Genomic DNA, 23,660 nt, shown 5'->3' with positions numbered 1-23,660 from the left:
TCTTATGATATCTTATATTTATCACTAATGTAAGTATTGTAAGGGGGTTTTTATGTACCAGGTTGTTAAACGAGATGGGGCTATTGCGGATTTTAATATCGCCAAGATTTCTGCCGCCATCACTAAAGCATTTGTCGCTCTTGAAAAAGATTATCACTCTAGCGTGATAGATCTTATTTCTCTTCGTGTAGCTTCAGATTTCGAATCCAAGGTTAAGGATGGCAAGATCACTGTGGAAGAGATCCAGGACAGTGTCGAGAAAGTCCTTTCCGAGTCTGGATATTCTGATGTTTCCAAGGCATATATCTTATATCGTAAACAGCGTGAGAAGGTACGTAACGTCAACTCTGCTCTCTTAAACTATAAAGACATAGTTGATGATTACCTTAAGATCAATGACTGGCGTGTTAAGGAGAACTCTACAGTAACATACTCTGTAGGAGGACTTATCCTTTCTAATTCTGGTGCCATCACAGCCAATTACTGGCTTTCAGAAGTATATGATGAGGAGATCGCAAACGCTCACAGAAGCGCTGCTATCCACATCCATGACCTTTCAATGCTGACAGGCTACTGCGCAGGCTGGAGTCTTAAGCAGCTTATCCAGGAAGGTCTTGGCGGAGTTCCAGGTAAGATCACATCTTCACCTGCAGGACACCTTTCTACCCTTTGCAATCAGATGGTTAACTTCCTTGGTATCATGCAGAATGAATGGGCAGGCGCTCAGGCATTTTCTTCATTTGATACCTACCTTGCACCTTTCGTTAAGGTTGATAACTTAACCTATAAAGAGGTTAAGCAGTGCATCCAGTCCTTTGTCTATGGTGTAAACACACCAAGCCGTTGGGGAACACAGGCACCATTCTCTAACATCACTCTGGACTGGACAGTTCCTAACGATCTCAAGAACCTCAACTGCATCGTTGGTGGCAAGGAGCTTGATTTCACTTATGGCGAGTGCCAGAAGGAAATGGATATGGTCAACAAGGCCTTCATCGAGATCATGATCGAGGGCGATGCTAACGGCCGTGGCTTCCAGTATCCTATTCCTACATATTCTATAACAAGTGATTTTGATTGGAGCGAGACTGAGAACAACAAGCTCCTGTTCGAAATGACAGCCAAGTATGGTACTCCATACTTCTCAAACTATATCAATTCCGACATGGAGCCAAGCGATGTAAGATCCATGTGCTGCAGACTTCGTCTCGACTTAAGAGAGCTTCGTAAAAAATCAGGTGGTTTCTTTGGATCAGGCGAATCTACTGGATCTATTGGCGTTGTTACAATCAATATGCCAAGAATTGCTTACCTTGCAAAAGACGAGGAAGACTTCTACAAGAGACTCGATCATCTCATGGATGTGGCTGCACGAAGCCTTCACACCAAGAGACAGGTTATCAACAAGCTTCTTGAGCAGGGTCTTTACCCATACACCAAGAGATATCTTGGATCATTTGCTAACCACTTCTCTACCATCGGTCTTATTGGTATGAACGAAGTTGGTCTTAATGCAAAATGGCTTGGAGTTGATATGACTAACTCTGAGACTGTAGAATTCTCCAAGAATGTACTTAACCACATGAGAGAGCGCCTTTCTGATTACCAGGCTATGTACGAGGGTGAGCTCTTCAACCTTGAGGCTACTCCAGCAGAATCTACAACATATCGTTTTGCTAAGCACGACAAAGAACTTTATCCAGATATCATAACAGCCAATATGAATGGAACACCTTATTACACCAACTCTTCGCACCTTCCTGTTGGCTATACAGAGGATATCTTCTCTGCCCTTGATATTCAGGATGAGCTTCAGACACTTTACACATCAGGAACTGTATTCCATGCATTCCTTGGTGAGAAGCTTCCAGATTGGAAGTCCGCAGCTAGTCTTGTTAAGAAGATTGCTGAGAACTACAAGCTTCCATACTACACAATGTCCCCTACATACTCAGTATGTAAGGAGCATGGCTACCTTGTTGGTGAGCAGGCTGTCTGCCCTCACTGCGGAGCTAAGACAGAGGTTTATAGCCGTATCACTGGTTACTACCGCCCTGTTGCTAACTGGAACGATGGTAAGGCTCAGGAATACAAGGACAGACGCGTTTACAACATTGGCAATTCACATCTGACCCACGAGGGTCCCAAGAAGATCAGCTTTGTAGAGGCTGCTGTCAAGAAGTCCAATACAGAGTCCAGCGAAAACAGCTCTAATGTAGGCGCATCAGTAATGCTCTTTAAGACAACAACCTGTCCTAACTGCAAGATAGCTGGTTCTCTTCTTGATAAGGCCGGAGTCATCTACAAGACTTTAGATGCTAATGAGCATCCTGAACTCGTTGAAAAGTTTGGAATCATGCAGGCTCCTACTCTTGTAATCCAGAGCGGCGATAACTTCGAGAAGGTTCTTGGTGTTTCAGACATCAAGTCCTGGATCGCTAACAGCCAGGTATCATAAGACGATAAAATAAAAAAACCGGGGATCATTCCCCGGTTTTATTTTGCTTAATTTTTTTATCAGCTTCATTGGCTGTATTAACCAGATACTTTATTACTTCATGTGGATATTCACCTATGGCAGTCTCTCCCGTAACCATTACAGATGTAGCTCCGTCAAGGACTGCATTGTATATGTCACTTACTTCTGCCCTTGTTGGGACTGCACTTTTTTCCATGGAAGATAGCATCTGTGTTACTACCATGAATGGCTTGTTGTGCTCTCTGCAGGTTTTTGCTATTCTCTTCTGCACTCCTGGAAGTTCCCACAGTGGCATGGCATTTCCAAGATCTCCTCTTGCAATGATTATTTCATCGCAGTCATTTATATAGTTCTCCAGATTCTCTACGCCCTCCATGCTTTCTACCTTGGCATAGATCCTAAGGTCAGGGCATCCACTTATCTGAAGCTGATTTCTTACGGCAAGAAGGTCATCTCTATTTCTGACAAAGGGCTGCATTATACCAGTAATTCCATATTCACTAGCAAATTTCAGATTCTCAATGTCTTCATCAGTAAGAGCCGGCATCGGTACCTCTTTTCCTACTATCCTTATGCTCTTTTTCCCTGTCAGCCCACCGCTTCTCTTAACATAAATCTCAGCAGTTGTTCCCTTGACCTCTTTTACCTGCGCAAGGATCTTTCCGTCATCCAGAAGTATCTCATCTCCAGGCTCCATTGCCCTTATTATCTTCTCATCCACAGGGATCCACTCATCCCCCAGCGTCTGATAATAGCCTTTAGCCAGCGAAACAACTCCGTCAAAGTCTCCAACTCTTAGTTCCGGCCCCTGCATATCAATAAGGATCTTAGGCGTAGTTCCAGCTTCCTTAGCCGCCTGCTTAATCCTGTCAATGCTATCCTTGCAGTCAAAAAGCTTAACATGGGACAGATTGATCCTTATCCCTGTCATGCCCCTTAAAAACATCTCTTTAAGCATTATCTCATTATCACATTTTGGACCTAATGTTCCAAAGATATCTATCATAGTTACTCTCCAGTTAGCATGTACTCTGCTGATAATTCAATGATAAAGCGTATGTCGATATCCTTCAATATGGAGGCTGCTCTTTTTAACGATAATGCTGATCTCTCCCAGCTGATCTGTACGATAAATCTGAGCCCCAAAAGCGCCAAGGCGCTCTATTAAGGCTTTGTGAGGATGTCCATATTTGTTATTCTGCCCATTGCTGATAAGAGCTATCCTGGGACGGGTCAATTCAAGGAATTCCTCATCAGTTGTGTACTCTGAGCCGTGGTGGGCAACCTTAAGTAGATCCAATCCGTCACTGATCTCAACAGCGTTCTTTCGCAACTGATCCTTCACATTCACCAGCCCTTCTCCTTCCATATCTCCCGTGAAAAGAGCTGTGAACTGCCCATAACGCATAAAGAGTACTGTAGAGTATGCGTTAGCTCCATCTGTGGTCATGTTTAGCCGGGGATTCAGGCATGTGAACTGCGCCTTGCCAAGACTAAAGGATTCACCCTTATTGATATACAGTATCGGAATACGCAGCTCTTTTGCCCTGCTTTCCAAAAGGTGGTAATTGTCTCCTCTGGAGCTTTCAGCAACTTCAGGCAGGAGCAACTTTTTTACCTGTATCCCACCCTTCTCCATATCATCCATGATCTCTAAAAGGCCGCTTATGTGGTCCTCATCTTCGTGAGTCACAATGGCAGCTTCGAGCTTTCCAATACCTTTGTACTTAAGAAATGGTATGATCTGATACTTTCCCACGTTCTTTTTTGAGGTACTGCCTCCGTCTATGAGGATGCTTCGCCCTGCTGAAGATATTACGATTCCATCTCCCTGGCCCACGTCTATCATGTCTATTTCAAGTTCTGGTGGTATATGAAATGTCAGAGCGATAACCGCCAACAATAGAACCCCAAATCGGCAGACATCTTTAATCACCGGGGATTTGATAACATGTTCCTTAACTATCTTCTTAGCGCGCTTCTCCTTTGACATCCAAAGGGAAGCCAGCACCAACACCATATAAACAAAGACCTGTGAGCTTTCAGAGTGTCCCATATACCATGTAAAGCTTCCATTTACTTCATTTACAGAGCTTATAAGCTTGTAGAAGGAAAGGATAAGATGAACCAGGAAACCTGGAAGATAACCAAGAACAGGCGCTATCACCCCAAGGAGCATTGTAACTATTCCAGAGAGCATCAAAGTCGCCATAAGGGGAATCACCATAAGATTTAAGAAAAGAGAATGTACAGGATATGTGAAGTAGAACAGAGAATATACAGGCAGGGTCACCAGAGCTATTGAAAGTCCTGTCTGCAATGCATCAAGCACCTTAAGCCCAGCACCCTTAATAATCTCCATCTGTGGCTGCCTGTCTTTATCATCGGCAAATTTCATCCTGTTTCCAAAAAGATAAAGATACATGGGGCGCAAACTTGGCTTGACCACCGCAATTCCAACCACAGCTCCAAAAGAAAACAAAAACCCGCTGTTGTACAGATAAAGAGGCTGATCCAGTAATAGCAGGATCTCAGCCAGGGAAAGACCACTAATAAGGTCGTAAGTCCTACCAACAAGTGGCGCTAAAAGCCTTAATACAAACATACTTATGGCCCTAAAGGAAGATGTCCCCATACCGCACATTACTCCGTATGAGTACATAAACACAATGGCAAAAAGAGATGCCACTACGCTGTTAAGTCTAAGGCGCCTTAAAAGCTTATAGAGCCCCATTCCAATAATTGATATATGCAAAGCCGATACCGCCAGGATATGCATGATCCCACTACTCTTATACATATCCTTTGTCTCTTCATCAAGATATGCCTTATCACCAAGGAGCATTGCTTTCATCACCCCTGCGTCTTCAGATGGCAGAACGCCATCCAGCACATCCTCCAAAAAGATCCTGACCTGATAAAGGCTCTCCCTGTACCAGTTTTTCTTTCCTCCAATCTTCAGTATCTTTGCATCACTTAATCTGTATGAAATTTTTAATGTGGAATAATAGAGGTGACTGTCGAATTCCCCAGGATTAGTGGGCCTTGAAAAAGTCCTGGCCTTGCCAGAAACAAGCACATACTGCCCTATAGACGGACAGGTAGTACAAGATGGTTCAATATAGCACTGAACCATCTCAAAGTCCCTATTCTCTTCTCCTGTCGGAATCAGATAGATAACAGAATTTGTTTCACCGGTAGAGCTCTTTTTAAGCTCTTTACTGTGGACCTTCCCAAAAAGTTCCACATAGCTCTTATCCAGAGCACTATCGGTATCCGCAAATGCAGATGAAAAGACATTTAAATAGACAAAAACAGCCACCGTCACCAGAATTGCCAAAAAGGCCAACGGTCGTTTCAATTATGCACAAAACTCCTGAAAAATTAGTTGGATCCCTCTATGATATCCAGATTCCTCTCATAAGGTCCGGAAATTGAGAAATCCATAAAGGTAAAGGCAGATTCACCATTTACCGAAAATGCCACCTTGTTAACATCAGAAAACTCAGCAACTGTGTTAACCAGTGAGTACAGAGCAACTTCAGCCGTTACATTATAGGGCTCACTTAAAAATGCTGAGTCGAAGTCAATGTAGCAGACTCCGTCCTTAACATTTACGCTGTTGATCTTGCTGTCCTTGGATATTGTTGGATAACAGATATCAGTATTAGGACCACTTATGATCTGCTCAACAGCAAGTCTCTCCATGGAGATATTACTGTTATAGACTACTGACCTGTACACAGGAACCAGCTTATCTCCTGTCTCATTGGCAAAGAACAGCTTAAGCTCAACCTTCTCGTAGGTATTGATCTCGTTACCAACATTGAAAATAAAGGTATCTGCAGACATATTACCAATGATATTGCCGTAGTGATCAGTAAGAGGTGCTCCCTCAACCTGGAAGCTCACATACTCAATTTCATCCAGCTGAGTGAAGGTTCTTACGATAGCTGCCCTGTCCAAAACCTCCACAGTTCTTCCAATATCAAGATATCTGGTATCAAAATTCAGAGTAAGAAGCTTATCTGCTATGGAATAGCCTATAAGATTCACCTCTCCTGTAAGAGGTGCTTCGTACTGACGTCTCTCACTCATCCTTCCAAGCTGCTCGATAAGTTCAGCAATAACCGCCTCTGTATCTGACAGGCTGCTCTGTATTTCATAGTCCACAGCCATGATACCTGTCTCGCTGTTATTTACATAGAAAATCTTGAAGGCGTCCGGGTCACTTGGCTCTTTCCTCTGACATCCTGTAAGCGCAGTAACTACCATCACAGATGCTAAGGCAAAAGAGATTATTCTGTTTTTAAGAATATTCCTTAAGATCATATCTTTATCCGTTTCTGAGTGGAAGCTTAACCGTAAAGGTTGTTCCTTCATCCACAACGCTCTTAACATCTATGGTTCCTCTGTGCATAAGCACAGCATTTCTTGCTATAGCAAGTCCAAGGCCTGTTCCGCCAATCTCTCGAGACCTTGACTTATCTACCCTGTAGAACCTCTCATAAATCTGTTCCAGTGAATCCTCTGGTATTCCATATCCAGAGTCGATGACCTTCACATAAAAATACTGATGGTCTGCATCCAGCTCAACGCGAACCCATCCCTCGTCCTTGTTGTACTTAATGGCGTTCTCTACAAGGTTCATGATAACCAGTGAGATCTTGACCTCATCAATCTCCGCGGTGATAGCTCTTTTACTCTCAAGGGTAAGCTCAATATTGTGTTTCCTTGCTATAGGCCTCATCCTCTTAAGCACAACCTCAGTAAGATTGACAACATCTACAGAAGTGATGGTAAGGCCAGCAGCTTTTTTGTCCATCTTAACAAGAGCCAGAAGGTCGTTGATGATCTTATCCTCTCTGTCTATCTCAGCTCCGATGTCAGTCATGAATTCCCTGTAAACCTCATTTGGAACGTCTTCCTGGGCCAAAAGAGAATCTGCCAGCACCTTCATTGATGTGATAGGGGTCTTAAGCTCGTGTGAGACGTTAGATACAAACTCCTGACGGGAGTCATCCAAAACCTTCATTCGCCGAAGGAGCGCATTAAACGCATTAATGATCTGCTCGGTCTCAAGATAGTTAGGTCCAACGATAGGCTCGTCTGTATATCCCGCCTTAACGTCATTGATGGCAGTGGTGATCCTGTCGAAAGGCCTAAGGAGCATTATTGAAACCCAAGCGGCAAACAAAAGGATGATCAGAATAATAAGAATTTCAAGAATCTGAGCTCGTCTGCTTAAGATATCCAGAGTCACAGCAATTGTCTCTGTTGAAACACTGGTAAGAAGCACTCCTCTTACCACCTCACTGACCTTGCCAGATACTGATACGTCCTCTTCCTCGATAACTTCACTCTCGATGATAGGAGTAACGATCTCGATGTAGCCATTTGCCTGGTCGTACTTGGATACTGTGCCCTTAGATCCAGTCTTAAGGCAGTTTACAACCTCTTCAGAGATAATGGTCTTGCCCTGACTTATGTTGTAAGTGTCCTTAACAACCTTAAGATCATCGTTGATAACAATAACACGGCCATCATAGAGATTGGCCAGCATATCCAGCTCAGCATTAATAACTTCAGAAGAAGTGTCCTGAAGGTAATTGGAAACAATGAGGTGATTGGCAAGAATACGCAGCTGCGTCTGTGCCTCAGTTGATTTGACATTGACAGCACGATTCTCATAGCTGTCCAAAATGACAGAATGCATAACGAGGCATGAAATCAGCCCCGTTAAGAAAACTATGACAAAGAATCGCACTCTTAGACTTTTTAAAACGCCTTTTATCTTAAAACTGCCTGTTTTATCCATAAATTATGCCTGGAAGTAGTATCCAGCGCCCCATTTTGTTCTGACATATCTTGGCTCGCTGGGATTATTCTCAAGTTTCTCCCTAAGTCTTCTGATATGAACGTCAACTGTTCTCTCATCTCCAGGATAGTCTGTTCCCCAGATGGTCTCAAGAAGCTCCTCTCTGGAATAAGTCTTACCTGGTGTTGACGCCAAAAGTTCAAGCAGCTCGTACTCCCTGCTTGTAACATTGATCTCTTTATCCTTAACAAATACTCTTCTGTACTCTTCGTTGAGCTTAAGGTCACCATAGGTCATAACCTTGGTAGCATCAGTTGTTCTGACTGTTCTTCTGATGATAGCCTTGATCCTAGCCTTTACCTCAAGAATATTAAAGGGCTTGGTGATGTAGTCGTCTGCGCCATATTCAAGGCCCAGGATCTTATCCATGTCATCGCCCTTAGCGGTGAGCATGATGATAGGCACGTTTGAAAACTCCCTGATCTGCTGGCATACTTCAAAACCAGTAAGCTTTGGAAGCATAACATCTAAAAGGATTATGTCATATTCAGTAGCTCTGGCCATATCCAGCGCTTCCTGTCCGTCATAGGCGCAGTCAACAACTATGTCATCCTGCTCAAGGCTGAACTTGATTCCCTTTACAATTGCCTTCTCATCATCTACCACAAGCGCTTTTTTACTCATAACATCACCACTTTCGTAACTCAAACCGTTATGTAATCCCTGATCTTGGAAAAGAGCTTTTCCTTGATCCCGGAAACGTTCTTAATATCTTCAATTGTCATAAAAGAGCCATGTTGCTCTCTATAGCTTACTATCTTATCTGCGGTGACAGTCCCTATCCCAGGTATACTGGTAAGCTCATCCCTGGTGGCAGAGTTGATATTGATAAGTCCTCCGCTGCCTGAAGTGCCAGTCTCCTCGCTTACAAAAGTTTCTCCAGTGTCAAAGGATTGAATCTGCCCGCTTGCATCTACTGCATTTGCCACTTCTTCCCTTGTAGGGATAAAGAGCTTGACGCCATCCGATAATCTTGCTGCCTGATTGACAAAGGTCTCATCTGCATCATCGCAAAAGCCACCACTGGCCTTAATCGCATCAATTATGCGGCTACCTTCAGGAAGTTCGTAGACTCCGGGGCTTGTAACAGCTCCGCAAACATAGACATAAATACTAACAGGCTCTCTGACTTCAGGTTCCTGTGTCATATCACCTGCACTGCTCTCTGGCGTATCACCCTGCGCTTCTACTACAGCAGTATTCGCAGTCTCCGCCATATCAGCAACATCTGCAAGGACCACATCCCTGCCAGCTGGCGCACATCCCCATAGAAAAAGCGCCAAAATAAAACTCAAGATCAAATTTTTCTGCATGTTTCCTCCGCGAACGAAGGACCCCATCCATGCGTATTTATTCTATTAGATTAAAATGATTAATTCAATGCTTAATCATTATCTTCTACAAGTCCGGCTGTGATTGCCTTATCGTCAGGATCAGGAATAGTGGTCTCTGTATAAGGTGTTCCTGTTATCTGAGTCATGATACTCTCAGATACTGCCTTAAGTGTAGAGTTACAATCTGCTCCGTTCCAGATATTGGTAAATGCAATCTCAAGTTCCATCCAAAGATTGCTGGTCTCAATAGTCTTGGGCATTGGTACTGAGTCAGCGTAAACAGATACAAAGGTGTTAAGCTTGGTATCCTCGTAGTTTACGCCTTCATGAGCTGCAAGTTTACCACTGAGCTTGTAGATGTCTCCGCTGTTATCACTGCAGAAGTACCTTGCAACATCCTCAGCCTCAAGTGAATTTTCTGAATATCCGTTGACTACAAGGCACTCAGTAACTGACATGGTCCTTGATCCAAAATCGCCTGTAAGACCAGGCATATCTGCAACTTCAAATTCATATTCGCACTGACCAGAAGCCTTGGCTTCTTCAATCTTCTTCATGATATCTGTTGTTGCAATGGTAAATACTATCTTGCCATCAATGAAGTCCTGGACGATCTTGTCATAATCGATCTGCTCAGGGTCAATAGCAAAGAACTGATTGAGCTGCTGATAAATCTTCATACAGCTGATGGTGTCTGTGTTGTAGATATCAAACTGATCAAGATCATCTCCAGCGTCTCCGCCAACGCTCATGTAATTACCAACAAAAAAGTAATTATAGAAAATATCTGTAACGTCCCAACGGAACACGGCCTCGACCTGCTCTGGAGCGTTATAAACTTCCGCAAATTTAAGGATATCAGAAATATTAAGAGGAAGGCTCTCAGCAACAGCCTCATCGATCATCAACTGAGTGATAACAGAGCTTGTATCCTCTGCTTCTTCCTCATCATCTTCGTAATAATATTCATCTTCATCTTCAGCTTCATCAATATCCTCTGAAGCTTCAGCCTCTTCAACAGGTACCTGCCCTGCATCTATCTCAGCCTGGGCAGCCTCTCCCTCCTGGATATCGATCTCAGACTGAAGGTTCTCAGTTGCCATGTTCTCCAGGTAAGTTCTGTTGTACAAAAGAGTACTGGTCTCAAAATAAAATGGATAGGCAACCAGCTTATCCTTGTAAGTAACAGAGTTAAGCGCAGCTGCAGGGAAATCTCCCTTTGTCAAAAATCCATCATCAGTTATCTCCTTGGCAAGACCAGCAAGATAGGCCTTTTCAAGAGAATCATTTGTTATTATATAAAGATCTGGGTAGTTGTCTTCTTCTACCGAAGCCTTGTTAACTGCTTCAAGGTATTCAAGACCTGAAACAAGAACAGGTTCTACACGAACCTTGCTGTTAGACTCAGAATAGGCCACGGCCTTACTCTGAAGATATGGTGTCAAAGAATCATCTGTATACCAAAGTCTTACTGTAGTTTTATTGCGGGAAAAGAAAGAATAATCCTCGAAAATGCTCCTGTCTGAGCGGGCATACACATAGGTGCCCGCCAAGGCACAAGCAACAAGTATTATAGAAATGATCCTGACTCTTAATCTCATAAAGACTCCAAACATGAATCCAGAATGGATATCATGTCATCAACATTCTCCCTAGTAATAACAAGCGGTGGAACAAATCTTATTATATCAGAGCCTGCGTTAATTAGGATAAGTCCTTTTTCAAGAGCCTTATTTATCACGTCAGCAACCGGTCTGTTAAAGACAAGTCCCTGCATAAAGCCCATACCACGTCTGTCTACGATAAAGTCATATTTGTCCTTAAGCTCGTCAAGGCGTTTCTCCAAATATGGAGCCACCTGATTCACATTCTCTATTATATTGTCCTCCTTGAATAAATCAAGTACTTTACTGATAGCAGCACAGGCAAAAGGATTGCCTCCATAGGTGGTTCCGTGGTCTCCTGCAACCAGTGAATTACTGCCAACTTTCTCAGTCATAAGGAATGCTCCAACAGGAACTCCGCAGCCAAGGGCCTTGGCAGTTGTCATGATATCAGGCTTAACTCCGTATTTCTGCCATGCGTACATATATCCGCATCTGCCCATTCCGCACTGTATCTCATCAAGAATAAGAAGAATATCCTTCTCGTCGCACAGCTTCCTTACCTTCTTAAGGAAATCCTCAGTGGCAGGATGAATTCCGCCTTCACCCTGAACAGTCTCCATGATGATCGCACAGGTTTTATCTGTAACACAGTTAAGAACGCTGTCAAAATCGTTGAGATCAGCAAACTTAATATTGCCGATCATAGGTTCAAAAGCTTCCCTGTAATGAGGGTTACCTGTTACAGACAAAGCACCAAAGGTCCTTCCGTGGAAGGAATGGTTCATAGCTATGATCTCATGATCTGTGGTGCCATCCTTAAGGAAAGCATACTTCTTTGCAGCCTTTAATGCGCCCTCCACAGCTTCAGCTCCGCTGTTTGTGAAAAATACTCTGTCCATGCCCGAAGCTTCCTTGATCTTCTTGGCAGCCTCAATTGCTGGAACATTGTAGTAGTAATTTGAAGTATGAAGGAGCTTGTCTATCTGCTCCTTAAGAGCGTTATTATAACTCTTGTTATTGTATCCAAGTGCGAAAACAGCGATTCCTGACACGAAGTCAAGGTACTTTTTTCCATCGATATCATAGAGGTATACTCCGTCGCCGTGGTCCAATACGATCTGATATCTGTTATAGGTATGTAAAAGAGCTTTTTCCGCTTCGTCAATGTATTCTTTCATCATTTCACTCATGGCATATATCTCCTGTTATACTGCGGCACTTGCCAGGTCATCATTGTCAGCCATAAACATGGTTCCAATACCTTTGTTGGTAAAGATCTCAAGAAGAAGGCAGTGTGCAATTCTTCCATCAAGGATATGGACTCTGTTAACTCCGCCTCTTACTGCATCTGTGCAGTTGCCAAGCTTAGGAAGCATTCCTCCGCCGATGTTGCCACTGGCGATAAGTGCATCAGCCTCAGAGCAGGTAAGTCTTGAAATAAAGGTTGAAGGATCATTGATATCCTTGTAGACACCCTCGATATCTGTAAGGAAAGCAAGCTTATCAGCCCCAACTGCCTTAGCTATAGCACAGGCAGCGTCATCAGCGTTGATGTTGTAGGTATCAAAGTTATCATCAAGGCCTATAGGCGCAATGATAGGAAGATAATCGTTATCAAGAAGGTCATAGAGAACCTTTGGATCAACCTTATCAACTTCTCCAACAAATCCAATATCCTTGCCACCAGAAAGCTTCTTGGTAACATGTAAAAGTCCGCTGTCTTTTCCGCTGATTCCGATAGCCTTAACCCCCAGCTCCTGAACCATGGTAACAAGCTGCTTGTTGACTCTTCCAAGGACCATCTCTGCGATTTCCATAGTCTCTGAGTCGGTAACTCTAAGGCCATTTACGAACTCAGCCTCTTTTCCAACCTTGGAAACCCATGAGCTTATAGCCTTTCCACCGCCGTGGACGATGATGGGCTTAAAGCCTACCAGCTTCAAAAGAGTAACATCTGTTATTACATTCTTTTGCAGTTCCTCGTTGCTCATGGCACTTCCGCCATACTTGACAACGATGATCTTTCTGTTGAACTTCTGAATATAAGGCAGAGCCTCAACTAATACTTCCGCTTTCTTAAGTACATCCTGCATATCCTTGTCCATGGTCTTCTCCTTAGCTCCTGTAATCTGCATTTATTTTCACATAGTCATATGTAAGGTCGCATCCCCAGGCTGTAGCCGCCTCTGTACCCTCGTGCATGTCTACGAATACAGTAACAGCGTCAGCTTTCATGATCTTAAGGGCCTCATCCTCATCAAATACGATAGGTGTTCCCTTATCAAAGACCTGAAGTCTTCCATTAGCGCTCTCAAAGAACAGTTCTACATTATTCTGGTCAAATGTAGCTCCTGAATATCCCATTGCACAAAGGAACCTTCCGAAGTTTGCATCACATCCAAAGATTGCTGCCTTTGACAGGTTTGAACCTACAACAGCCCTTGAAAGAGCTCTCGCATCATCTTTAGTTTTGGCATTTACTACCCTGCACTCAAAGAGCTTACTTGCACCCTCTCCGTCAGCTGCCATCTTCTTGGCAAGGAAGGTGCACACATAGAAAAGAGCTTCCTTAAAGTTGTCATAATCCTGGCCCTTGCTAGCAATAACCGCATTGCCAGCTTCTCCATTGGCCATAATAAGAAGGGTATCATTGGTGGAGGTATCTCCATCAACAGTTATCATGTTAAAAGAGTCCTTAACCACCTCAGAAAGTGCTTCCTGCAAAAGAGATTTCTCAATAGCAAGGTCCGTTGTAAGGAAGGCAAGCATTGTACACATATTTGGATGGATCATTCCTGAGCCCTTGCTCATTCCGCCAAGAGTAACAGTAGTTCCGCCAGCTTCAAAAGTAACAGCAACTTCCTTATTAACTGTATCTGTTGTCATGATAGCCTTTGATGCATCTGTTCCAGCTGCAAGGCTGCTATCAAGGGTCTTACTCATGCTCTCAACGCCGTTAACAAGTTTATCTACAGGCAGCTGCATTCCTATAACTCCGGTTGATGCCACAGCAACAGAAGAAAATGGTATGCCAAGGCTCTTTTCAACTGCCTTCGCTGTCTTTTCACAGGCATCAAAACCCTCTTTACCTGTGCAGGCATTGGCTATTCCAGAATTCACAACAACCCCGTGCATAGGCTCTCCAGATGCCACGATCTTCTGATCCCACTGCACACACGCAGCCTTAACAACGTTTGATGTAAATGTTCCTGCACATACACATGGCTTTTTTGAAAAAACCATAGCCATGTCAGTCCTGCCTTTATACTTGATCTCTGCTGCGCAGCAGGCAGCTTCAAATCCCTTTGCAGCAGTAACGCCGCCTTCGATAGCCTTCATAATAAATGCCTCCTATTTATTGAAAACAGTCAGATTTTCATCATTAAGTACAAAATCGTAATAGTTCATGTCATCTCGAAGAGTCCATCCCATCTTCTGCCAGAACTTATTTCCCACAGTGTTGGTGACAAATGCATTTAAGCAGACCTTGTTGATCTTCTCTTTTTTAAGCTGTTCGCAGCAAAACTGCACCATCTTTTTACCAATACCGTGCATTCTGTATTCTTCGCTTACGCATACGTGATAGAGGCAGGCTCTTCTTCCATCGTGGCCACATAAAATAGCACCCACTATCTTTCCATCCTGCTCGTACACTGCACTTGTGGTAGGATTTCTCTTTATAAATCTCTCGATACCCTCTCTGGAATCGTCCATGGATCTCATGGCGAATCCGTGAATGGACATCCACAGAGCATATACTTCATCGTAGTCTTCACATGTCATTGTCCTAACCATATCAATTCCCCTTTATATAAAGACTTCTCCTCCCCTATACCTCATCAAGGGAAAAGTGGAACAAGTGAAAGTCCGGTAGCTTCATCAAGACCAAACAGAATGTTCATGTTCTGAACTGCCTGTCCAGCAGCGCCCTTTACAAGATTATCAATAGCGCCCATCATGATGACTCTTCCTGTCCTCTCATCAATCTTGAATCCGATATCAACGTAGTTACTGCCCTCAACCCATCTGGTCTCAGGATATACACCGTCATCAAGAAGTCTGATGAAATACTCATTGCCATAATATTTCTCGTAAGCAGCTCTGATGTCTTCTTTAGTAGGAAGAACTCCATTCTTTTTAACAAGTGTTGCATACTCTGTAGCGAGGATTCCTCTGTTCATTGGAACAAGATGAGGTGTAAAGTTTATCACCATCTCTTTTCCTGCTGCATATGAAAGCTGCTCCTCGATCTCTGGAGTGTGTCTGTGGGTCGCAACTCCGTAAGGCTTAGCTGACTCATTGACTTCGCAGTAGAGGTTAGCTACCTTGGCTCCTCTTCCAGCACCGGATACTCCTGAAAGAGCATCTACAATAAGTGTATCCGGATCAATAAGACCTTCTTTAATTAGAGGATAAGCTGTAAGGATTGAGCAGGTAGTATAGCAACCAGGGTTAGCAATAAGTCTTGCGCCCTTTATCTTGTCTCTGTTGATCTCACAAAGACCATACACAGCCTCTTCTATATAGGAAGGAGCCTTATGCTCGATCTTGTACCACTTCTCATATACTGAAACATCCTTAAGTCTGAAGTCAGCTGAAAGATCGATGATCTTTACTTTATTAAGAATATCTTCATTAACAAGTGATGCGCACAGTCCCTGTGGAGTTGCTGTAAAGATAACGTCAGCAGCCTTCGCAAGCTCCTCCATGTTGTCATCCATACACTTTGCATCTACAAGCTTAAAAAGATTTCCATATATACTACTGTATTTTTCATCAATAAAACTTCTGGATCCGTACCACACAACCTCTGCCTGAGGATGAGCCTGAATAAGTCTTACGATCTCAGCTCCAGCGTAGCCTGTAGCTCCGATAATACCTACCTTTATCATAGTATCTCGCCTTTCTGCCTTTTAATAACTTGTTTCAGTATAAAACTCCGAAATGAATATTGCAATAGGAAATCTAAATATTTATGCAGAAAAATATATTTTTTTAAATATTTATGCAAATAACTATTGCATTTTATACATTTTGGGTTTATATTATGTTTCAGGGCAGCAAACTTGATGTTTTTTAATCTGCCACACAAAAGTATACCATATTTCAACAATCAGAAATCACATCATAAAGAAAGAAGAGGAATTTAAAAATGGCTAAAGAAAAAGTAATCCTTGCGTACTCCGGCGGACTTGATACTACTGCTATCATCCCATGGCTCAAAGAGAACTTCGATTATGAAGTTGTTTGCGTCTGCATCGACTGTGGACAGGAAGAAGAGCTTGATGGTCTTGACGAGAGAGCAAAGAGCTGTGGCGCAAGCAAGCTCTACATCCTTGATGTAGTTGATGAGTTCTGCGATGAGTACATCGTTCCATGTGTAATGGCTCACGCTGTATATGAGAACAAGTACCTTCTTGGAACTTCAATGGCCCGTCCTCTTATTGCCAAGAAGCTTGTAGAGATCGCAAGAAAAGAAGGCGCTGTTGCTATCTGCCACGGTGCTACTGGTAAGGGTAACGACCAGATTCGTTTCGAGCTTGGTATCAAGGCTCTTGCACCAGACATCAAGATCATCGCAGCATGGAGAAATGACAAGTGGACAATGGATTCCCGTGAGTCCGAGATCGAATACTGCAGACAGCATGGAATCAACCTTCCATTCTCAGCTGATTCAAGCTACAGCCGTGACAGGAACCTGTGGCACATCTCCCATGAGGGTCTTGAGCTCGAGGATCCATCTCTTGAGCCTAACTACAAGCACCTCTTAGTTCTGGGCAAGACTCCAGAAGATGCACCTGATACACCAACAACCGTAACAATGACCTTTGAAGGCGGTGTTCCTAAGTCAGTTAACGGAAAAGAGATGAAGGTTTCCGATATCATTCGTACCCTTAATAAGCTTGGAGGTGAAAACGGTATTGGAATCGTAGATATCGTTGAGAATCGTGTAGTTGGAATGAAGTCCCGTGGCGTTTATGAGACACCTGGTGGAACCATCCTCTATGAGGCTCATCAGCAGCTTGAGGAGTTGATTTTGGACCGTGATACCTATACAATGAAGAAGGACATGGGCAACAAGTTTGCTGATCTAGTATATGAAGGGAAATGGTTCACTCCTCTTCGTGAAGCCGAGCAGGCATTTATCGAGTCCACACAGAAGTATGTTACAGGTGAAGTTACATTCAAGCTCTACAAGGGCAACATCATCAAGGCTGGTACCAAGTCTCCATACTCTCTCTACAATGAGAGCATCGCTTCATTCAAGACTGGAGATCTTTATGACCACCACGATGCAGAGGGCTTCATCAATCTGTTTGGTCTCTCATCCAAGGTTCGCGCTATGAAGATGCAGGAAGTTGAAAAGAATCAGAAATAATGAAATCCATCTTCTATCTTGCAGGATTTTTAATAATAATAAACATTGTAGGGTTTGCCTTAATGGGAATAGATAAGCGGAGGGCGCAGCGCAGCGCCTTCCGTATCCCTGAGGCAACCCTTTTTGCTGTCGCAATTATCGGAGGAAGCCTTGGCTCGATACTTGGTATGAGGCTTTTCCATCACAAGACCAAGCACTGGTATTTCAAGTTTGGAATGCCACTTATTCTTATTTTACAGATCGCTGTTGTAGCACTACTCTACTTTAGTCCTTTAGAATTTAAGTTCATGTAAATGGGAGCATCCTATGCATTTAGCTGTTTGTGATGACAATATAGCTGACAGAAAGCAGACAGAGAGACTACTTGGCCGTCAGTCCGACCGCATCTTTAAGGAAACTGGAGAACGCATCTACATTGACTCCTATGGCAATGTTGATGCCTTTATGCAGCGTCCTCAGATGTATCACGGCCTTTTTATTGACATGGTAGATGGCGACACCAATGGATTTGAAGTGCTAAAAAAGCTCCTGGAGGTCGGTATTGTCCGTCCAATCATCATGTGCTCCTCTTCCATCGACTACAGGAAACTGGCTCAGGAAGCTGGCCTTGATAGGGACAATGTCTTTTTCCTTGAAAAGCCCCTTAAGGTATCAGAGCTCACAGCCATGGTGGATACCATCAAGGAGCTCACAGGAGTTGTGATCCCCACTATTGAACTTAGAGGCCAGAAAGAGACCATATACGCAAAAGGCGACGACATTATCTGTGTCACCAGATCCAAGCCCACCAAATCAGAGCTTGATGTGCACCTTACAGGAGGGCGCGTTATATCCATAATCGAGGACATAGTCAATTTCTATGACCAGTGCCAGATTTTCCCACAGCTCTGCCCCGTTAACGACTACGGTATCGTAAATGTTAACCATATAAAAAAGACCTCATTCGGGAAAGTTACTATGGACAATAACGTTACGTTGAAAGTATCTTTTACATATAGAAATTCCATTGAAATAACAAGGAGAAATTTATGCGATATAAGATCGTAGTAGACAGCTGTTGTGACCTGCCATCCGAATACAGAAAGGATCCAAGATTTGAGGTAGTTCCTCTTATCCTTAGCATAGATAGCTATGTTATCGTGGATGATGATACCTTTGACCAGGCTGATTATCTGGCCAAGGTCGCTGCTTCTTCAGACTGCGCAAGGACAGCCTGCCCATCACCAGAGCTGTTTATGAACGCCTATGATACTGAGGCTGAAGAAGTTTACGTAGTAACTCTCTCATCACCTTTAAGTGGCAGCTATAACAGTGCGCTTCTTGGCAAGAACCTGTATTTAGAGGAACACGGGGAAAAGAAAATTCACATCGTCGATTCTTTATCGGCCTGCTGTGGAGAAGCCCAGATAGCCTTAAAGATCATGGAACTGTGCGAGGAAGGACTTCCTTTTGAGGAAGTTGTAACTCAGATAGAGAAGTTCCGAGATGAGATGAATACCTACTTTGTGCTTGATTCTCTGGAGACCCTTCGCAAAAACGGTCGTCTCACAGGAATGAAAGCCCTCGTTGCTACTACTCTAAACATCAAACCTATATGCTGCGGCGTAAGAGGCGAGATCGTTCAGAGAAGCCAGGGCGTTGGCATAAGAAAAGCCCTTGTTAAAATGACAGAGATTGTAGCTGCCGAGATCAAAAATCCCGAAAATAAAAGGCTCTTCATCACGCATGTAAACTGCTTCGAAAGAGCCTCTGTAGTAAAAGATATGATCATGAGCAAGGTACCATTTAAAGATGCTGTCATCGTAGATGCCGCTGGTGTTGCTACTACTTACGCTGGCGATGGTGGTATCGTGGTTACCTGCTAATCTTATTATTTGGATATCAGATCAGACTTCGAACGCTTTCGCCTTCGATCATGTGACCCTCAAGGATCATAATGCCCTGGCGGTAGCGTTCTTTGCTTATCTTGCGAACAAGATTTAATACTGCATTTCTTGCCATCTCATAAGTATCAACGCCGTATGTAGTGATCTTAACATCACACATTCCAGGGAACATGTAATTATCAAAACCTACAACTGAAAAATCTTCAGGAACCTTATAGCCCTTTTCAGTAAGTTTCTTGATAAGAACACTGGCTGTAAGATCGCAGTTACATACAAACGCTGTTGGCATATCATCGGGAAGCTTGAAATATCTGCTTCCATCTATGGTTCCAGTCTCTGGATCTCTGTCCTCAATTATCCAGTCCTGTCTGAACTCTACGCCATGCTCAAGAAGTGACTTTCTATATCCAAAATACCTGTCTGTAATAGGTCCTGATGCCAGAACAGTTCCAACATAAGCAATCTTCTTGTGGCCCATATTAAACAGATAGTTGGTAATGCAGTAAGCACCATTGTAACTGTCAGCAATAACTGCATCCTCATCCCCTGTGTGGTTGCAGAAATCAAGGAATATTGTTGGAATGCCGGACTGAGCTTTGATCTCCTTGAGATAATCCTCACTCATCCTGCCAATAACCAAAATGCCATCCACCTTGTTATCTAAAACAAGTCTTGGCATCAGAAGGTCTGCCTGAGCCTTGTCAGAAATAACTTCTAGCATGGTAAAGCATCCCTTTTCCATGGCAAGCTGTGAAACCTGCTGATGGAGCCTGTTATAATAGTTGCTGTACTCACTCATATAGTGCTCAGCAATTACTACTCCGATGGTATAGCTCTTTTTAGAGCTATCCGCCTTACGAGAAATGGAAGGAATATACCCCATCTCGTTGGCAAGAGAATGTATCCTCTCTCTTAGTGCATCGCTCATACCCTTTTGCCCTGAAAGAGCCTTGGATACAGTAACTGTACTAACACCGATTTTCTCTGCAATGTCCCTTAGTCTTACACTCTTTGCCATAAATACCCCGCTTATGATAATTATTTATTGGTAGATTAAATAACCTACAATTTAATAATAGACTATTAATTTGAATAATTATACAACTAATTTTGCGTGCAGGAAAGTCTTTTTTATCATATAATTAACCATGCGGTCAGGAGGACAAAATGATAGCAATACGAGTACAAAAACAGAAAAATTTCATGGCAAAACTTCTTACTACCGGTCTTTTCGATGAGTACCTGGTAGAGGAGATTTCCATAGATACCTATAATACATTTACTATAGACGGGCGTATCCATAAGGAGTTTTATAAAGATGCAGAAAGCGCCGGAGAGGCTGTTCCAGCAGAAGAATTCTCCAAATGGGAAAAGCTCCGCCCCATATGTCTTGAACTGATAAAAGGTAAGCAAACTCCGCTTTCTTTCAAGTTTATCCTAAGATTAAATTCTCAGCAAAAAGAAAAGCTGTTTAATAACATCGACAGCGATATTTCCAAAGATCAGGCTGATTTTGGTATAAATATTAAGTTCTCCTCTGGAGAAGTTGTGATAACAACCGGAGTGTCCTACAGTATCTTTACTTTGGACAAAGAAGCAGAAAAAGCCTGGGACAGTTACGTCCCAAGCTTCTTAGAATCAAACGGTATAGAAACAGATCTGTTATGATCTAGCCATTGTACTTGTTAAGGATCGCGATAAGCTCATCATACTTGGGCTTGATCTGATCATATTTTTCCTTGTAGCCTTCCATGGAACCAGCTCTAAGGATCTCTGTAAGTTCGCAAACCGGAGTAAGAAAGCCCTTAAGTCCAAGGTTAGCTCCAACTCCCTTAAGGGTATGGACAGCCTTAAAAGCCTCTGACACATTACCTTCAGCAAGATACTGAGTCAGATTGCTCATGCTCTGATCATTGAGGAATTTGAACATGAACTTTGCGATCAGATCCTCATTGCCCATGAATCTGTCTAATATCTCATCCCAGTCAACACCCCATGCAATTAGTTCTGACTTAAACCCAGCGTCCATAAGCCTCCATCTGTATTACTGTCGAATTAACGCATAAAATAATAGCTATATATTGATTTTACAACATATAATTTTGTGCTTCAACAGAAAATTCCATCACTGAGCCATTGTCAGCAGTTTCTCTGCCTGATCAGCGGCAATAAGTCCATCTATAAGCTCGTCAATATCCCCATCCATGATCTGATCGATCTTATAAAGTGTAAGACCTATGCGGTGGTCTGTAACTCTTCCCTGATGGAAATTGTAGGTTCTTATCTTCTCTGATCTGTCTCCAGATCCAACCTGGCTCCTTCTAAGCTCAGATTCCTCGTTGTGCTGCCTCTCCTGCTCCATCTCGTAGAGCTTGGCCCTTAAAACTTTAAGAGCCTTAGCCTTATTCTGCTGTTGGCTCTTTTCATCCTGACAGGAAATCACGATTCCTGTAGGAAGATGAGTAAGTCTTACAGCAGAGTCCGTGGTATTGACGCACTGTCCGCCGTTTCCAGATGCCCTGAACACGTCAAACTTGCAGTCGTTAAGATCGATGTCAACCTCTACGTCCTCAACCTCTGGCATAATAGCAACTGTTATTGCTGAAGTATGGATTCTTCCGCCGGATTCAGTGGCTGGAATCCTCTGTACTCTGTGAACTCCACTTTCGAATTTGAGCCTTGAATAGGCGCCATTTCCCTTTATCATGAAGCTGACAGCCTTAATGCCGCCAATTCCAATATCCTCGACACTCATGGTCTCCACCTTCCAGGCCTGTCTCTCAGCGTATCTGGTGTAGACTCTGTACATATCAGCAGCGAAAAGAGCCGCCTCATCTCCTCCAACTCCTGCCCTGATCTCAACGATTACATTCTTTTCATCATTGGGGTCCTTGGGAAGAAGAAGGATCTTAAGCTTCTCCTCCAGCTGTGGGAGCAGATCCTTGGATTCAGAGAGCTCTTCTCTTAGCATCTCCTTCATATCAGGATCAGATTCCTCATCAAGAAGAGCAAGACTGTCGTCGATGGTCTCCTTGCACTTTTTATACTCGCTGTAGCAATCCACGAGGGGCTCTAAGTTCTTTTGCTCCTTCATAAGGCTTCTGTACTTGTCCTGGTCAGAAACCACCGCAGGATTGGTGAGCTCCATATTTATATCTTCGAAACGTCTAAGAACGTCTTCTAATCTGTCAAACATTTCCATGTTTCATTCCTCCAAAATAATCAAAACTTACTATAGCTGCAATTATGCGCCGCTAGTAAAAGCAAGCCTTGATCACTCTGTCGTTACCTGAAAAGTCCCTGACCACTTCAATCTCATGATATCTTCCACTATCCTCAAGGAGAGCCGTAACAGCATCCGCCTGGTCATAGCCGATCTCCATGATAAGATAGCCACTGGAAAAGAGATATTCAGGGGCCTTATCTATTATCCTGCGATAAAATGTAAGACCATCCTCATCTCCATCAAGAGCAAGTCTTGGCTCATAGTCTTTTACCTCGGGAGCTAAAGTCTCTATTACGCTGCTGGCAATATAGGGAGGGTTTGATACTATCAGGTCTACCTTCTCCCACGCCTCGGGGAAGATATCAGTTTCAACAAACTGCACCCTGTCAGAAAGCCCAAGCTTTTCTGCATTACTCCTAGCTACTACAAGAGCCTCACTGGAAATATCAGTACAAACCGCAGTTGTATTATTGGTAAAATTAAGGATACTAAGTCCAATGCAGCCAGAACCTGTGCAAAGGTCCATTACCTTCATACCATCCTCGAAGTGGCGAAGAGCCTCTTCCACCAGGAATTCGCTGTCCTGCTCAGGGATCAGCACATCCCCTGATACATTAAAGGAAAGTCCCATGAACTCCCACTCTCCAAGAATATAGGCAACAGGTTCTCTCTTTGATCTCCTGTCTATAAACTCCTGGTAGGTGGACAGCTCTTTTTCAGTAAGTTCTCTGTCAGGGTGAGCAATAAGTGCGCTGTGGTCTGTGTTACAAACGCGCTCCAAAAGAAGCCGGGCGTCAAGCTTAGCTTCAGCAATCCCGGCTTTTTCAAGTTCTAATATTGCGTTTTCATAGGCACTTCTATAATTCATACT

At 43.3% G+C, this 23,660-nt stretch carries 22 protein-coding genes; 6 read left to right on the top strand and 16 right to left on the bottom strand.

Annotated features, from left to right (window positions below; translation table 11 throughout):
- The first annotated feature begins 52 nt into the window (after positions 1-52).
- The gene (locus D6855_RS02250) at positions 53-2,458 is read left to right on the top strand and encodes a ribonucleoside triphosphate reductase (protein ID WP_120737589.1); all 2,406 of its coding nucleotides are present in this window, start codon (positions 53-55) and stop codon (positions 2,456-2,458) included.
- A 25-nt stretch (positions 2,459-2,483) separates the two neighbouring features.
- Here the strand turns inward: D6855_RS02250 and pyk are convergent, their stop codons facing one another.
- From pyk to argC, 12 genes are all read right to left on the bottom strand, one after another.
- Complete coding sequence (gene pyk, locus D6855_RS02245; RefSeq protein WP_120737587.1) at positions 2,484-3,485, bottom strand: pyruvate kinase; 1,002 nt, start codon at positions 3,483-3,485, stop codon at positions 2,484-2,486.
- Between the two features lie 36 nt (positions 3,486-3,521).
- Entirely contained in the window at positions 3,522-5,840 is a 2,319-nt protein-coding gene (locus tag D6855_RS02240; RefSeq protein ID WP_120737585.1) for a DNA internalization-related competence protein ComEC/Rec2, read from the bottom strand.
- Positions 5,841-5,863: 23 nt separating this feature from the next.
- Positions 5,864-6,811, bottom strand: a complete 948-nt coding sequence (locus D6855_RS02235) for a GerMN domain-containing protein (protein WP_158589447.1) — start codon at positions 6,809-6,811, stop codon at positions 5,864-5,866.
- A 4-nt stretch (positions 6,812-6,815) separates the two neighbouring features.
- Positions 6,816-8,195, bottom strand: coding sequence for a HAMP domain-containing sensor histidine kinase (locus tag D6855_RS02230; protein ID WP_330546806.1), 1,380 nt, complete (start codon positions 8,193-8,195; stop codon positions 6,816-6,818).
- 105 nt (positions 8,196-8,300) lie between these two features.
- The gene (locus D6855_RS02225; RefSeq protein ID WP_120737579.1) at positions 8,301-8,981 is read right to left on the bottom strand and encodes a response regulator transcription factor; all 681 of its coding nucleotides are present in this window, start codon (positions 8,979-8,981) and stop codon (positions 8,301-8,303) included.
- Between the two features lie 20 nt (positions 8,982-9,001).
- Complete coding sequence (locus tag D6855_RS02220; RefSeq protein ID WP_158589446.1) at positions 9,002-9,670, bottom strand: helix-hairpin-helix domain-containing protein; 669 nt, start codon at positions 9,668-9,670, stop codon at positions 9,002-9,004.
- A 71-nt stretch (positions 9,671-9,741) separates the two neighbouring features.
- Complete coding sequence (locus D6855_RS02215) at positions 9,742-11,292, bottom strand: sugar ABC transporter substrate-binding protein (protein ID WP_120738139.1); 1,551 nt, start codon at positions 11,290-11,292, stop codon at positions 9,742-9,744.
- On the bottom strand, positions 11,289-12,479 hold the full coding sequence (locus D6855_RS02210; RefSeq protein WP_120738137.1) for an aspartate aminotransferase family protein: 1,191 nt from the start codon (positions 12,477-12,479) through the stop codon (positions 11,289-11,291). Before D6855_RS02210 ends, D6855_RS02215 begins: the two co-directional genes overlap by 4 nt.
- Before the next feature lie 24 nt (positions 12,480-12,503).
- Positions 12,504-13,403, bottom strand: coding sequence for an acetylglutamate kinase (gene argB, locus D6855_RS02205; protein WP_120738135.1), 900 nt, complete (start codon positions 13,401-13,403; stop codon positions 12,504-12,506).
- Between the two features lie 10 nt (positions 13,404-13,413).
- Complete coding sequence (argJ, locus tag D6855_RS02200) at positions 13,414-14,637, bottom strand: bifunctional glutamate N-acetyltransferase/amino-acid acetyltransferase ArgJ (protein WP_120737575.1); 1,224 nt, start codon at positions 14,635-14,637, stop codon at positions 13,414-13,416.
- A 12-nt stretch (positions 14,638-14,649) separates the two neighbouring features.
- Positions 14,650-15,093: a GNAT family N-acetyltransferase gene (locus D6855_RS02195; protein WP_120737573.1), complete on the bottom strand. Its 444-nt coding sequence runs from the start codon at positions 15,091-15,093 to the stop codon at positions 14,650-14,652.
- A 44-nt stretch (positions 15,094-15,137) separates the two neighbouring features.
- Positions 15,138-16,190, bottom strand: coding sequence for an N-acetyl-gamma-glutamyl-phosphate reductase (gene argC, locus D6855_RS02190; protein WP_120737571.1), 1,053 nt, complete (start codon positions 16,188-16,190; stop codon positions 15,138-15,140).
- Between the two features lie 260 nt (positions 16,191-16,450).
- On the opposite strand from argC, the gene D6855_RS02185 reads away from it, so the two are divergent.
- From D6855_RS02185 to D6855_RS02170, 4 genes are read left to right on the top strand one after another with little or no spacing between them, the layout of a single operon-like run.
- Positions 16,451-17,677, top strand: a complete 1,227-nt coding sequence (locus D6855_RS02185; RefSeq protein ID WP_120737569.1) for an argininosuccinate synthase — start codon at positions 16,451-16,453, stop codon at positions 17,675-17,677.
- Positions 17,677-17,970 (top strand): DUF1294 domain-containing protein, encoded by a 294-nt coding sequence (locus tag D6855_RS02180; protein WP_120737567.1) that lies wholly within the window; start codon positions 17,677-17,679, stop codon positions 17,968-17,970. Before D6855_RS02185 ends, D6855_RS02180 begins: the two co-directional genes overlap by 1 nt.
- A 13-nt stretch (positions 17,971-17,983) precedes the next feature.
- Positions 17,984-18,724: a response regulator gene (locus D6855_RS02175; RefSeq protein ID WP_120737565.1), complete on the top strand. Its 741-nt coding sequence runs from the start codon at positions 17,984-17,986 to the stop codon at positions 18,722-18,724.
- On the top strand, positions 18,706-19,542 hold the full coding sequence (locus D6855_RS02170; RefSeq protein ID WP_120737563.1) for a DegV family protein: 837 nt from the start codon (positions 18,706-18,708) through the stop codon (positions 19,540-19,542). The genes D6855_RS02175 and D6855_RS02170 overlap by 19 nt, the downstream gene beginning before the upstream one ends.
- A gap of 16 nt (positions 19,543-19,558) precedes the next feature.
- Here D6855_RS02170 and D6855_RS02165 read toward each other — a convergent pair whose 3' ends face one another.
- Entirely contained in the window at positions 19,559-20,581 is a 1,023-nt protein-coding gene (locus tag D6855_RS02165) for a substrate-binding domain-containing protein (RefSeq protein WP_120737561.1), read from the bottom strand.
- 149 nt (positions 20,582-20,730) lie between these two features.
- Here D6855_RS02165 and D6855_RS02160 point away from each other — a divergent pair, with 149 nt between their 5' ends.
- A complete protein-coding gene (locus D6855_RS02160) occupies positions 20,731-21,231 on the top strand; it encodes a DUF5721 family protein (RefSeq protein ID WP_120737559.1) in 501 nt (166 codons plus the stop codon).
- A 1-nt stretch (position 21,232) separates the two neighbouring features.
- On the opposite strand, the gene D6855_RS02155 is transcribed toward D6855_RS02160, so the two are convergent.
- The 3 genes from D6855_RS02155 to prmC all read right to left on the bottom strand — a co-directional run bounded on the left by D6855_RS02155 (position 21,233) and on the right by prmC (position 23,657).
- Positions 21,233-21,592 (bottom strand): Hpt domain-containing protein, encoded by a 360-nt coding sequence (locus D6855_RS02155; protein WP_120737557.1) that lies wholly within the window; start codon positions 21,590-21,592, stop codon positions 21,233-21,235.
- Positions 21,593-21,688: 96 nt separating this feature from the next.
- A complete protein-coding gene (gene prfA / locus D6855_RS02150) occupies positions 21,689-22,759 on the bottom strand; it encodes a peptide chain release factor 1 (RefSeq protein ID WP_120738133.1) in 1,071 nt (356 codons plus the stop codon).
- A 58-nt stretch (positions 22,760-22,817) separates the two neighbouring features.
- The gene (prmC, locus tag D6855_RS02145) at positions 22,818-23,657 is read right to left on the bottom strand and encodes a peptide chain release factor N(5)-glutamine methyltransferase (protein ID WP_120737555.1); all 840 of its coding nucleotides are present in this window, start codon (positions 23,655-23,657) and stop codon (positions 22,818-22,820) included.
- Positions 23,658-23,660: the final 3 nt, after the last annotated feature.

This window comes from Butyrivibrio sp. CB08, assembly GCF_003625485.1.
GTDB lineage: Bacteria > Bacillota > Clostridia > Lachnospirales > Lachnospiraceae > Butyrivibrio.
The sequence above is the reverse complement of the archived record's forward strand: the minus strand, read 5'-3'. Positions and strand labels throughout refer to the sequence as shown.

What these genes read in the sequence shown, in the direction of transcription:
- argB (WP_120738135.1), bottom strand. Translation starts at nt 13,403, where the DNA reads ATGGACAAGGATATGCAGGATGTACTTAAGAAAGCGGAAGTATTAGTT.
- D6855_RS02180 (WP_120737567.1), top strand. Translation starts at nt 17,677, where the DNA reads ATGAAATCCATCTTCTATCTTGCAGGATTTTTAATAATAATAAACATT.
- argC (WP_120737571.1), bottom strand. Translation starts at nt 16,190, where the DNA reads ATGATAAAGGTAGGTATTATCGGAGCTACAGGCTACGCTGGAGCTGAG.
- argJ (WP_120737575.1), bottom strand. Translation starts at nt 14,637, where the DNA reads ATGAAGGCTATCGAAGGCGGCGTTACTGCTGCAAAGGGATTTGAAGCT.
- D6855_RS02170 (WP_120737563.1), top strand. Translation starts at nt 18,706, where the DNA reads ATGCGATATAAGATCGTAGTAGACAGCTGTTGTGACCTGCCATCCGAA.
- D6855_RS02250 (WP_120737589.1), top strand. Translation starts at nt 53, where the DNA reads ATGTACCAGGTTGTTAAACGAGATGGGGCTATTGCGGATTTTAATATC.
- D6855_RS02155 (WP_120737557.1), bottom strand. Translation starts at nt 21,592, where the DNA reads ATGGACGCTGGGTTTAAGTCAGAACTAATTGCATGGGGTGTTGACTGG.
- D6855_RS02235 (WP_158589447.1), bottom strand. Translation starts at nt 6,811, where the DNA reads ATGATCTTAAGGAATATTCTTAAAAACAGAATAATCTCTTTTGCCTTA.
- D6855_RS02220 (WP_158589446.1), bottom strand. Translation starts at nt 9,670, where the DNA reads ATGCAGAAAAATTTGATCTTGAGTTTTATTTTGGCGCTTTTTCTATGG.
- D6855_RS02165 (WP_120737561.1), bottom strand. Translation starts at nt 20,581, where the DNA reads ATGGCAAAGAGTGTAAGACTAAGGGACATTGCAGAGAAAATCGGTGTT.
- prmC (WP_120737555.1), bottom strand. Translation starts at nt 23,657, where the DNA reads ATGAATTATAGAAGTGCCTATGAAAACGCAATATTAGAACTTGAAAAA.
- D6855_RS02230 (WP_330546806.1), bottom strand. Translation starts at nt 8,195, where the DNA reads ATGCATTCTGTCATTTTGGACAGCTATGAGAATCGTGCTGTCAATGTC.
- D6855_RS02160 (WP_120737559.1), top strand. Translation starts at nt 20,731, where the DNA reads ATGATAGCAATACGAGTACAAAAACAGAAAAATTTCATGGCAAAACTT.
- D6855_RS02210 (WP_120738137.1), bottom strand. Translation starts at nt 12,479, where the DNA reads ATGATGAAAGAATACATTGACGAAGCGGAAAAAGCTCTTTTACATACC.
- D6855_RS02195 (WP_120737573.1), bottom strand. Translation starts at nt 15,093, where the DNA reads ATGGTTAGGACAATGACATGTGAAGACTACGATGAAGTATATGCTCTG.
- D6855_RS02225 (WP_120737579.1), bottom strand. Translation starts at nt 8,981, where the DNA reads ATGAGTAAAAAAGCGCTTGTGGTAGATGATGAGAAGGCAATTGTAAAG.
- D6855_RS02215 (WP_120738139.1), bottom strand. Translation starts at nt 11,292, where the DNA reads ATGAGATTAAGAGTCAGGATCATTTCTATAATACTTGTTGCTTGTGCC.
- D6855_RS02175 (WP_120737565.1), top strand. Translation starts at nt 17,984, where the DNA reads ATGCATTTAGCTGTTTGTGATGACAATATAGCTGACAGAAAGCAGACA.
- D6855_RS02185 (WP_120737569.1), top strand. Translation starts at nt 16,451, where the DNA reads ATGGCTAAAGAAAAAGTAATCCTTGCGTACTCCGGCGGACTTGATACT.
- prfA (WP_120738133.1), bottom strand. Translation starts at nt 22,759, where the DNA reads ATGTTTGACAGATTAGAAGACGTTCTTAGACGTTTCGAAGATATAAAT.
- pyk (WP_120737587.1), bottom strand. Translation starts at nt 3,485, where the DNA reads ATGATAGATATCTTTGGAACATTAGGTCCAAAATGTGATAATGAGATA.